At 65.8% G+C, this 10,467-nt stretch carries 10 protein-coding genes and 1 tRNA gene; 4 read left to right on the top strand and 7 right to left on the bottom strand.

Going from position 1 to position 10,467, the window contains the following annotated elements; genetic code table 11:
• Positions 1 to 601 precede the first annotated feature (601 nt).
• Positions 602 to 2,083 (bottom strand): catalase, encoded by a 1,482-nt coding sequence (locus ACU18_RS00945; protein WP_050683653.1) that lies wholly within the window; start codon positions 2,081 to 2,083, stop codon positions 602 to 604.
• A 7-nt stretch (positions 2,084 to 2,090) separates the two neighbouring features.
• Entirely contained in the window at positions 2,091 to 2,576 is a 486-nt protein-coding gene (locus tag ACU18_RS00940; RefSeq protein ID WP_050683652.1) for a Fur family transcriptional regulator, read from the bottom strand.
• 101 nt (positions 2,577 to 2,677) lie between these two features.
• Between ACU18_RS00940 and ACU18_RS00935 the strand changes: the two genes are divergently transcribed.
• Together ACU18_RS00935 and htpX are read left to right on the top strand one after the other, a co-directional pair.
• On the top strand, positions 2,678 to 3,949 hold the full coding sequence (locus ACU18_RS00935; protein ID WP_050683651.1) for an MFS transporter: 1,272 nt from the start codon (positions 2,678 to 2,680) through the stop codon (positions 3,947 to 3,949).
• A 19-nt stretch (positions 3,950 to 3,968) separates the two neighbouring features.
• On the top strand, positions 3,969 to 4,835 hold the full coding sequence (htpX, locus tag ACU18_RS00930; RefSeq protein WP_050683650.1) for a zinc metalloprotease HtpX: 867 nt from the start codon (positions 3,969 to 3,971) through the stop codon (positions 4,833 to 4,835).
• 27 nt (positions 4,836 to 4,862) lie between these two features.
• Here htpX and efeB read toward each other — a convergent pair whose 3' ends face one another.
• The 4 genes from efeB to ACU18_RS00910 all read right to left on the bottom strand — a co-directional run bounded on the left by efeB (position 4,863) and on the right by ACU18_RS00910 (position 8,924).
• Positions 4,863 to 6,203 carry an iron uptake transporter deferrochelatase/peroxidase subunit gene (efeB, locus tag ACU18_RS00925; protein ID WP_442853697.1) on the bottom strand — a complete coding sequence of 447 codons (1,341 nt, stop codon included), beginning with the start codon at positions 6,201 to 6,203 and terminating at the stop codon, positions 4,863 to 4,865.
• The gene (gene efeO / locus ACU18_RS00920) at positions 6,200 to 7,387 is read right to left on the bottom strand and encodes an iron uptake system protein EfeO (protein ID WP_050683648.1); all 1,188 of its coding nucleotides are present in this window, start codon (positions 7,385 to 7,387) and stop codon (positions 6,200 to 6,202) included. Before efeO ends, efeB begins: the two co-directional genes overlap by 4 nt.
• 32 nt (positions 7,388 to 7,419) lie before the next feature.
• On the bottom strand, positions 7,420 to 8,283 hold the full coding sequence (efeU, locus tag ACU18_RS00915) for an iron uptake transporter permease EfeU (protein ID WP_050683647.1): 864 nt from the start codon (positions 8,281 to 8,283) through the stop codon (positions 7,420 to 7,422).
• 149 nt (positions 8,284 to 8,432) lie between these two features.
• Positions 8,433 to 8,924 carry a YajQ family cyclic di-GMP-binding protein gene (locus ACU18_RS00910; RefSeq protein ID WP_050683646.1) on the bottom strand — a complete coding sequence of 164 codons (492 nt, stop codon included), beginning with the start codon at positions 8,922 to 8,924 and terminating at the stop codon, positions 8,433 to 8,435.
• Positions 8,925 to 9,108: 184 nt separating this feature from the next.
• Between ACU18_RS00910 and ACU18_RS00905 the strand changes: the two genes are divergently transcribed.
• Together ACU18_RS00905 and ACU18_RS00900 are read left to right on the top strand one after the other, a co-directional pair.
• Positions 9,109 to 9,354, top strand: coding sequence for a hypothetical protein (locus ACU18_RS00905; RefSeq protein WP_050683645.1), 246 nt, complete (start codon positions 9,109 to 9,111; stop codon positions 9,352 to 9,354).
• A 197-nt stretch (positions 9,355 to 9,551) separates the two neighbouring features.
• Positions 9,552 to 9,633: transfer RNA gene (locus ACU18_RS00900), tRNA-Tyr, on the top strand.
• A 169-nt stretch (positions 9,634 to 9,802) separates the two neighbouring features.
• Here ACU18_RS00900 and ACU18_RS00895 read toward each other — a convergent pair.
• Positions 9,803 to 10,467, bottom strand: a 665-nt coding sequence (locus ACU18_RS00895; RefSeq protein WP_157407501.1) for a LysM peptidoglycan-binding domain-containing protein, incomplete at its 5' end; no start/stop codon positions are given.

Here is a 10,467-nt window from a genome sequence, read left to right as displayed (position 1 = left end):
TGCCTGCTTTGGGCAGGTCGGCAGCGTAGTAGTCGGTGTCGGAGGAGTTTGCGCTGAGGGTTGACCCGGAGATTGTGGTTGCCAAGGGAACCACCGTGGCAGTCGACATGCTGCTGTTGGGCTCAGTCTCCGTCGTCGCAGCCAGAGCCGGTGCAGGCACAAGAAGTGAGAAAAGCACCACAATGAGTGCTGTGAACGCTATGCGGGCCGGACTGAAAACGCGGTCCAAAGCGATGCCCCTATTTGATGCCAATTTATCCCCTGGAATTGTGTGTACACCATATGCAGTCGCCAAAGTATATGGAGCGCTTCCCCGCAGGAAAACGAAGTTCCCGAACTGTCATGAATGCTTTGTCTTAATGACGTTGATAGTCACGTCAAAACAAAGTCCGTCATGAATATTCGCCCGCAATATTGAGCGGGAACGGACCAGCCGGAAGCAGTCGAGGAATTCCTTTGGGATCTCACCCTCCCGCCAGGCATTAAACGCAGCGAACCCCGTCCCTGAAGGGACGGGGTTCGCTGTGAAGAACCGGTTCACTGCCGTGCTGAAGTAAATTCAGCGGGCAGGTGCCGGTCCAATGCACCGGGTGGTGGTGGGTTAGACCTTGTTGGCTGCTTCGGCGTCGGATTCGACCTGGCCGGCGCCGAGGTTGGCGCGGAGTTTGGCGCCGAGTTCGGTGTCGACGTTGGTCCAGTACTGGATGGCGCGTTCCTTGATGCCGGGGTTTTTCACGCCGCTGACTGCTCCGGTGATGGTTTCGAGGAGGCGTGCCTTGGCGCCGTCGTCGTAGACCTCGCGGTAGAGCGCGCCGGCCTGGACGAAGTCGCTGTCCTCGGTGTGGAGGGTGTGCGCGGCGAGGGTCAGTTCGCCGTCGTTCTCCCAGCCACCTGCGGGGGAGGCGGGCTCAACTGCTGCCGGGCCACCCACGGAGTTGGGGGCGTAGACCGGGACGGTCGGGGCGTTGAAGTGGTACCGGCCTGCCCCGTCCTGGCTGTAGTTGTTGACCTGGTTTTTGGGCAGGTTCACCGGGATCTGGGCGTGGTTGGTGCCTACCCGGTAGCGGTGCGCGTCGGCGTAGGAGAAGATGCGGGCCTGGAGCATCTTGTCCGGGGACGCGGCGATGCCGGGCACGAAGTTCGAGGGCGCGAAGGTGGCCTGTTCGATCTGCGCGAAGTAGTTCTCCGGGTTTTTGTTCAGCTCCATGGTGCCGACGTGGATCAGCGGGTAATCGCCGTGCGGCCAGACCTTGGTGAGGTCGAACGGGTTGAACCGGTAGGTTTTGGCGTCCTCGTAGGGCATGACCTGGACGTGCAGTTCCCAGGACGGGAAGTTCCCGGCGCCGATGTTTTCCTGCAGGTCGCGGATGTAGAAGTCCGCGTCGGAACCGGCGAGCTGTTCGGCCTGGTCCCCGGACATGGACTGCACACCCTGGTTGGACTTGAAGTGGTACTTGACCCAGAACCGTTCGCCTTCGGCGTTGATCCACTGGTAGGTGTGTGAGCCGTAGCCCTGCATTTCGCGCCAGGAGGCGGGCAGGCCGCGGTCGCCCATGAGCCAGGTGACCTGGTGGGCGGACTCGGGGGACAGGGTCCAGAAGTCCCACTGCATGTCCGCGTCACGCAAATGCGTGCCCGGCAGGCGCTTCTGGGAGTGGATGAAGTCGGGGAACTTGATCCCGTCGCGGATGAAGAAGACCGGGGTGTTGTTGCCCACGAGGTCGTAGTTGCCCTCGGAGGTGTAGAACTTCACGGCGAACCCGCGCGGGTCCCGCCAGGTGTCCGGGGAGCCGCTCTCGCCGGCGACCGAGGAGAACCGGATCAGCATCTCGGTCTCAACACCGGGCTGCAGGAACGCGGCCTTGGTGTACTTGGAGATATCCGAGGTGGTCTTGAACGTACCGAACGCGCCGCCGCCCTTGGCATGCACTACACGCTCCGGCACGCGCTCACGGTTGAACTGGGCCAGCTTCTCGATCAGGTAGTGATCGGTCAGGATGATGGCACCATCGGCACCAACTGACTGGGAATGCGCGTCGGACGTAACCGGTGCACCTGACTGGGTGGTCGAAATGGCAGTCATTGTTCTCCTATTTCTTTATTTCTGGTGAGGGACGTTCAGAAGGAAGTTGTTGGGACTGCTGGCAGTCCTGGCAGATGCCTTGGTACATAACATCGGCGATCTGGATGGTCATCGGCTTGGCGCCGTCGTTCCAGTGCGGGGTGAGGCAGGGGGCATGTCCGACGGCGCAATCGACGTCCTCCACGCGGCCGCAGCTGATGCAGATGGCATGGTGGTGGTTGTCGCCAACGCGGGTTTCGTACAGCGCCGGGGAGTGGGGCGGCTCGAACCGACGGAGCATGTGCAGGTCCGTCAAGTCGCCCAGCACCACATAAACGGACTGTGCCGTCAGTTCAGGCAGCTCGGCACGCGCAGCCGCGAGGATGCTTTCGGCCGGCGAGTGGGGATGGTTCTCCACGGCTGACAGCACCGCAAGGCGCTGTTTGGTCACGCGGCGGCCATGCGCGCGCAGGGACGCTGCCCATGCGTTGTGGCCATCCAGGTGCTCCGTCATGGCTCCATTGAACCACTTATTATGAACATCTCACAATAAGGCTCCACTTACCTTGCACCCCGCCGGGTTGAGGGGGCGGGAAGCCCCATTAGGGTTGCAAGGTGGGGAAAATACTGGCAGACATCACTCCGTTGCGGGAAAGCCCTGCCTTCCGTCGGCTGTGGCTGGGGTCAGCCGTGTCCGCTGTCGGCAGCCAGCTCACACTCGTCGCCGTCAGCCTGGAGGTCTACCGGCTGACCCAGGACAGCTTCTACGTCGGCCTGCTGGGGATTTTTGCCCTCGTGCCCCTGGTGGTGGGCGGGCTGCTGGGCGGTTCCATCGCTGACTCCCACGACCGCCGCAGGGTTGCCCTGCTGGCCAGCTCAGTCCTGTGGCTGACCACGGGACTGATCGCCCTGCAGTCCTGGTTCCAGCTGGGCAACGTGTGGGTCCTCTACCTGCTGGTGGCGTTGCAGAGCGGCGCCCATGCCATCAACCAGCCCGCCCGCAGCGCCATTATTCCCATGCTGATCCGCAAGGAACTCCTCCCCGCCGCCAACGCCCTGAGCATGATGTCGTTCGGCCTGGCCATGACCGCCGGGCCGCTGCTGGCGGGCGTGCTGGTGGCCTGGGTGGGGTTTGGCTGGACGTACACCATCGACTTTGCGTCCTTCGCGTTTGTGGTGTGGGCCGTGTACCGGCTCCCGCCCATGCGCCCCGCCGGTGGCAGTGGGAAAGCGGGCCTCCGGTCCGTCGTTGAGGGCTTCAGGTTCCTGAGCACCCGCCCCAACCTGCGCATGACCTTTGTGATCGACCTGGTTGCCATGATCCTGGCCCAGCCCCGAGCCCTTCTGCCGGCAATCGGCGCCATCATGATCGGCGGCGGCGAATCCACCGTGGGCATCCTGCTGGCGGCCACCGCCGTCGGAGCGTTCCTGGCCGGGCTGTTCTCCGGCCCGCTGGGTGGCGTCCGCAGGCAGGGCAGCGCCGTGGTCTTTTCGATCATGGGCTGGGGCGCCTCCATCGCCGCGTTCGGGCTGGTGGTGCTGCTGGCCGGCCCCTCCCCGGACGGCGGCGTGACATTGTGGCTGGTGCCCGCCGTGCTGTGCTGCATCCTGGCAGGCATCACCGACTCCGTCAGCAGCGTTTTCCGCAACACCATCCTCCAGGCCGCCACCCCGGACCACCTGCGCGGCCGGCTGCAGGGCGTGTTCATCGTGGTGGTGGCGGGCGGACCCAGGGTGGGCGACCTCCTGGCCGGTGGCGGCACTAAGCTTTTGAGTGAGGGCTGGGTCCTGCTGCTGGGCGGCGTGCTGTGCATCGCGGGAGCCTGGCTGGCGTCCGCACTGCAGCCGGGGTTCCGGAAGTACGACTCCCACCACCCGGTCCCGTAGGCCACGAAGGGAAGCGACCATGCACAAACACCATAACGGGATGAAAACGGCGGCTCTTTTTGGTGTGCTCTGGGCCGTACTCCTGGTGCTCGGCGCGCTGATCGGCGCAGGAACCCGCAGTACGGCGCCCATCTGGATCATGGCGCTGGTCGGGGTGGCCACCACCGCCTACGGTTACTGGAACTCGGACAAGATCGCCATCCGCTCCATGCAGGCTTTCCCGGTCACGGAGTCCCAGGCGCCACAACTGCACCAGATTGTCCGGGAGCTGTCCACCCGCGCCAACCAGCCCATGCCGCGCATCTACGTCTCGCCCACCATGAATCCCAATGCCTTCGCCACCGGCCGCAACCCGAAAAACGCCGCCGTGTGCTGCACCGAGGGGATCCTGCAGCTGCTGGATGCCCGCGAGCTCCGCGGTGTGCTGGGCCACGAACTGATGCACGTCTACAACCGGGACATCCTGACCTCCTCCGTGGCAGCTGCCGTGGCCGGTGTAATCACCTCCGTGGGCCAGATGCTGCTGTTTTTCGGCGGCGACCGGCGCAACTCCAACCCGCTGGCCATGATCGCCATGGCCCTGCTGGCCCCGTTTGCGGCCTCCCTGATCCAGATGGCCATCTCCCGGACCAGGGAGTACGACGCCGACGAGGACGGTTCGGAGCTGACGGGAGATCCGCTGGCCCTAGCCTCAGCCCTGCGCAAGATCGAGCAGGGCGTCACCATGGTTCCGCTGCCGCCGGACCAGAACCTGGTCAACGCCTCGCACCTGATGATCGCCAACCCGTTCCGCGGCGGGGCCATGAACAAGCTGTTCGCCACGCATCCGCCCATGCGCGACCGGATTGCCCGGCTGGAACGGATGGCCGGCCGGCCCCTGCAGTAACCCTTCCGGGCGGGTGCAGCCGGGTGGTTAGCTGAACAGGCCGGAGCCCAGGTAGCCGCCCGGCTGGACCCCGCCGGGAACAGCGAACAGGCCCGAGCCGGTGTGCTCCAGGTACTCCACGGCCAGGGTGTCTGTTTTGGCCATGGCCATCTGCATGGGGACGTAGTGGGTGCGGGGGTCGTTGACAAAGGCGATGAAGAACAGCCCGGCGTCCAGGTGGCCCAGCCCGTCGGAACCGTCCGTGTAGTTGTAGCCCCGGCGCAGCATCCTGACCCCGCCGTTTTGTGCCGGATGGGCAATGCGCACATGGGCGTCCAAAGGAATCAGCGGCTTGTCCGCACGCCCCGTCAGGGCAAAGTCCGGGTCGGTGAACTCCCCGCCGCCGGACAGCGGCGCCCCGGTGCCCTTGGTGCGGCCGATCAGGCCTTCCTGCTCGCCCAGGGACGTCCGGTCCCAGATTTCGATGTGCATCCGGATCCGCCGGGCCACCAGGTAGCTGCCGCCGGCCAGCCACGCATCCTGCGGCCGGGTGGAGTCCGCCCACACGTGCTCGTCCAGCAGCTGTGCGTCCTCGACCTTGAGGTTGTTGGTGCCGTCCTTGAAACCAAACAGGTTCCGGGGCGTTTGCTGGGCCCGTGACGTGGAGGACGTCCGGCCGAAGCCCAGCTGCGACCAGCGGACACGGGCCCTGCCGAACCCGATCCGGGCCAGGTTGCGGATGGCATGGACCGCCACCTGCGGGTCGTCCGCGCAGGCCTGGACCACCAGGTCACCGCCGCTGCGGGCCGGGTCCAGGTCGTCGCCGGGGAAATGGGGCAGGTCGATCAGGGCCTCCGGCCGCCGGCCGTCCAGGCCAAAGCGGGCCACGCCGTCCTTTTCGAAGAGGCTGGCGCCGAACCCGAAGGTCAGGGTCAGCCGGCCTGCGTTGAGGTCCAGCGCCTCGCCGGTGTCCTCGGGCGGGGCGCCGTAGGGTCCGTCGACGGCGCCGGTGGCGCCGGCCGGCAGGCCCTTGGTGAGGGCCTCAGCCGCTTCGGTCCAGTCCTTCAGCAGCGCGATGAGGTCTTCGCGCTTGGTGGTGGTCACGTCGAAGGCCGCCATGTGCAGCCGGTCCTGGGCCGCGGTGGTGATGCCGGCCTGGTGGTCGCCGTGGAACGGCACCACTGAATCGTCCGCGGGCTCGGGGGTGGTGTCAGCGGCCATGGCTGCCACGGTGTCGTGCCCGAAGAAGCCGGCGGCCAGACCTGCTGCTGCGCCGCCCACGCCTGCCAGGCTCAGGAGGTTCCGCCGGCTCAGGCGCGAGGCGGGCAGTTCAGCAGGGGCTGAGTCAGGCCCGGTGGGCGGGTGCCCGCCCATGGGGCAGCCGCTCACAGGACCACGGCCGCGGTGAGTTTGGACAGCGGCTCGCCCAGGGCATCCACCAGCCCGGCGAGGCGCTGGATCTGGTCTTCGCTGAGCTGGTCGTAGTAGGTGAAGCCGTCGCCCTGGGCGTGCGTGGCCAGCTCGGCCTGGAGCGCGGCGAACTGTTCGTCGAGGCTTCCGGCGAGGGCAGCGTCTTTTTGGAGCAACGCGGGCTTGAGGTTCTCGAAGGCGATCCGGGCGCCGTCCACGTTGGCCTGGAAGTCCCAGAGGTCGGTGTGGGACCAGATTTCCTCTTCGCCGGTGACCTTGCCGGTGGCCACCTCGTCCAGCAGTTCCTTGGCGCCGTTGCCCAGTTTGTCGGCAGTGAACTCCAGGGTCCGGGTACGTTCCAGCAGGTCCTTGGTGTCAGCCACCATGCGGTCGGCGATGGTGGTCCGCTCGGCGGCGGTCAAGGCGGTGTACTCCGCCGGCGGGTACAGGTCCTTCTCCGCGCGGTGCCAGCCGGTCCACTCCTGGCCGGGCTCAAGGTCCACCTCGCGGGCGTCCAGCTGTGGGTCCAGGTCGCCGAAGGATTCTGCGACGGGTTCGATGCGTTCCCAGTGCAGCCGCGTGGCGGCGTACAGCGAGCGGGCCTTGTCCGCGTCCCCGGCGGCGAAGGCAGCCGCGAATTCCTCCGTGCCGGCCAGGAGCTGCTCGGTCTGGTCCTTGACGTACGCGGAGTACTGGGCCGTGGCGGTGTCCAGGAGCTGCTGGAAGTCCGCATCCGCTGTGGGTTCGTTGCCGGACTGAGTCACTTCCAGGTCTGCCCGGATCCCGTCGCCCTGCATGCCCGGCTTGCAGGCGGTGGTGTAGGACCCTGCCGGTGCGGTGACCACCAGGTTGCGGGTCAGGCCCGGACCGATGTTTTCCACTTCGCCCAGGATGCGGAGCCCGTCGGACGCCAGCAGGTAGAACTCGGTGACCTGGTCGCCGTCGTTCTTTACGGCGAAGTTCAGGTTTCCGCTGGGCACGCTGCCAACCGAGACCCTGCACTCCGTGCTGGAGCTGACCACCTGGATCACGCCGGAGGCGTCGTCCGCGGCTTTGGTGTTATCGGTGCAGCCGGCCAGCAGCAGCGGGACGGTTACGGTTGCGGCCAGCAGGCCCAGGGGAGTGGAGCGGCGTGCGGATTTAGGCAGGGGGAAGCCGGACATGGTGTTCCTGTTCGTGAAAGGGCAGTGGGGGTTCAGAAAGCCGTGGTGGCTGGGGTGGGGATGGTGCGGGGCGCCGCGGGCGCCGCGGGCGCCGCGGGTCTGCGGTTGACGCGCAGGTAGAGGACCAGCACCGGCACCACGTAGAGCAGCCAGGCGGCAGCTTCCAGCCAGGTGGTGGCAGGGGAAAAGTTCAGGGTGCCCTTCAGGAGGGTGCCGTACCAGGACGACGGCGGGATGGCGCCGCTGACATCGAAAGCCAGCGAGTTCAGCCCCGGCAGGATCCCGGCCTCCTGGAGGTCGTGGATGCCGTAGGCCAGGACTCCGCCGGCGATAACGACCAGGGTGGCGCCGGTCCAGGTGAAGAACCTGGCGAGATTGACTTTGAGGACCCCGCGGTGGAGGAGGTAGCCCAGGACCGCTGCGGTGGCCAGGCCCAGCAGCGCGCCAACAAGGGGCTGCGTGGTTTGGCCGGTGGCCTGTGCTGCGGCCCAGAGGAACAGCGCGGTTTCGAGGCCTTCCCGGCCCACTGCCACCGCGGCCACAACCACCAAACCCCAGCCTGCACCCCCGCTGAATTTGTCGACTTTGGACTTCAGATCGGTGCCCAGGGTGCGGGCAGTGCGCGCCATCCAGAAAATCATCCAGGTCACCAGGCCGACGGCGACAATCGACAAGGAACCGCCGATCGCCTCCTGCGCCTCAAAGGTCAGCCCGCGCGGGCCAAACGTCAGGAGGGCGCCAAACCCGATGGAGACGGCCACTGCCGCGGCGACGCCGGCCCAGAGGCGGGGGATGAGGTGCCGGCGGTCAGTTTTGACCAGGTACGCCATCAGGAGGACCACCACCAGGGTGGCTTCGAGGCCCTCGCGCAGGCCGATCAGATAGTTGGCTGTCATGGATTTCTTTCGCTTAGGGCGCTGTATGTTAGGCAGGCCTAAGGAAGAGGGTACCGCGGGCAGGCAATTACGCAAACCAAATATGCGCTAATGCGTGCAGGTTACGCCATGACGGCCCCGGGGGTCCCGGGGCCGTCATGGGCGCAGAATCAGCTGCGGAAGTTCACAAACTGCAGGTCGGCCTCGTCGAAGTCCTTCAGCAACGCCATAACGGCCTGGAGGTCGTCGCGGGATTTGGAGGAAACGCGGAGCTCGTCGCCCTGGATCTGGGACTTGACGCCCTTGGGGCCTTCGTCGCGGATCTTTTTGTTGATTTTTTTGGCCAGGTCCTGCTCGATGCCTTCCTTGATGGAGGCTTCCAGACGGAATTCCTTTCCGGAGGGGAAAGGCTCTCCGGTGTCCAGGGACTTCAGTGAGATGCCGCGGCGGATGAGCTTGGACTGGAGGACATCCAGGACTGCCAGGACGCGTTCCTCGGAGTTGGCCTTCATCAGGATCTTCTCACCGCTGAAATCCACCTCCGCGCCGACGCCCTTGAAGTCGTAGCGCTGCACCAGTTCCTTCTGCGCCTGGTTCAGCGCGTTGGCCACTTCCTGCTTGTCCACTTTGCTTACGACGTCGAACGTTGACTCGCCTGCCATGACTCTCCTTTTGATGGTTATCACCCTGCGCACAGGGCACGGAACTCTGCCAGCAAGCCTAGTACGGATGGTCCCGCCGAGGGGGGTGGGCTTTTCACAGTTCCCTCACAGCGGACGCAGGGCGGGAACGAAGCCGGCGCGGACAGAGTTGGACTCATTGGGAAGTTTGCTCGAAGGGAACACCATGCACCGCAAGGCCGTCGCCTATGTCACCCGCACCACTTCGGCTGCCGTAGGCGCAGCCGCAACCTCAGTGGCTGCCGCCGCTATCGCCGCGTCCGTCATTTTCACCCCGGTAGCGGATGCCTCCGCCCGCATGAGCGGTGTGAGCGATGACCTGCTGCGGGCCGTCCAGTTGAACCAGATCACCGAGGAACAGGCCGTCAAGTTCGAGGCCCGGCTCGCCGGCCGGATCCTGGGCGGAGCCTGACCCGCCCCACCCTGGGTCGCCGGGCGGTGGATCGCTTGCCGTTTTTCCCGCCGTTCCGCGGGTTTTCTGCCCGCGCCGCGCCCGATTCGATTCTTCGGCGGAAGTTCTGTAAAGTTGTCTTGCCCGCGGTTACTGGGAGCGGAACGGTTCACACCGGTCCACAAGCTGCAGTCGGGGGTGATCTTCTTTTGAAGTTCGGCAGATTACCCGAGCGGCCAAAGGGGGCTGACTGTAAATCAGCTGGCAACGCCTACGGGGGTTCGAATCCCTCATCTGCCACATTTTGAAGAAAAACACCCTGGTCTTCGGACCGGGGTGTTTTTCTTTGCCCTGATTACCATGGGCTTTTTCCTGCAGATATGGCCAAGGACCGGATGGGACAGGTCCTGGCCTTGTCCGCAGATCCCACCCAGGCCGGGTCCGGATCCGCGGACAAGCTGGGGATGCTTCAGTTCAGCGCAATCAGCAGCATCTGGCTGGTTCCCGGGATGCAGGTCTGCAGGATGGCCCGGGGGAAGCCGCCGAAGACGTTGACCACATCGTTGGTGGTGCCTGGATTCGGTACCTGCCCGCGCCCGGTCACCGTGTACGTGCCGTAGCCGGGAATGCTCACGGTTTCTCCTACGCCGATGCCGGAGAACCGGCCCCAGCCGCCGCAGAAGTCATGTTCGGTGATGAACAGCGAGTAGCCGTCATTCGGGGTGAAGTGGATGGGGCCGATGCAGGCATCCACCATTGACTGCCCGCCGGCGCCGGCCACGTAGATGGTCCGCACAGCGGGAGCGGGTGCGGGTGCCGGAGCCGGGGCGGCCGCGGGTGCAGGGGCGGAAACGGCGGCGGTGAATTGCGCCGCTGGGGGAGCGCCCGGGGCCTGGATAACCACCGGAGCCTCCGGGACCGGCAAGGCGGGGCCGGTGAGGAGCAGTGTCTGGCCTGGAACGATGAGGCTGTAGGCGGCAAGGCCGTTGGCCGCGAGCATGGCATTCATGTCCACGCCGTGGCCGGCGGCAATCGCACCGACCGTGTCGCCGGGCCGGACGGTGTACAGGTTGGGGTCGCCCGCAGGAGCGGGTGCCGCCTCCACTGGTGCCGGTTCCGCAGCCACTGGTTCAA

This window comes from Arthrobacter sp. ZBG10 (genome assembly GCF_001238605.1).
In the GTDB taxonomy this organism is placed as follows: Bacteria; Actinomycetota; Actinomycetes; order Actinomycetales; family Micrococcaceae; genus Arthrobacter.
This window is presented reverse-complemented; position numbering and strand designations above follow the sequence as displayed.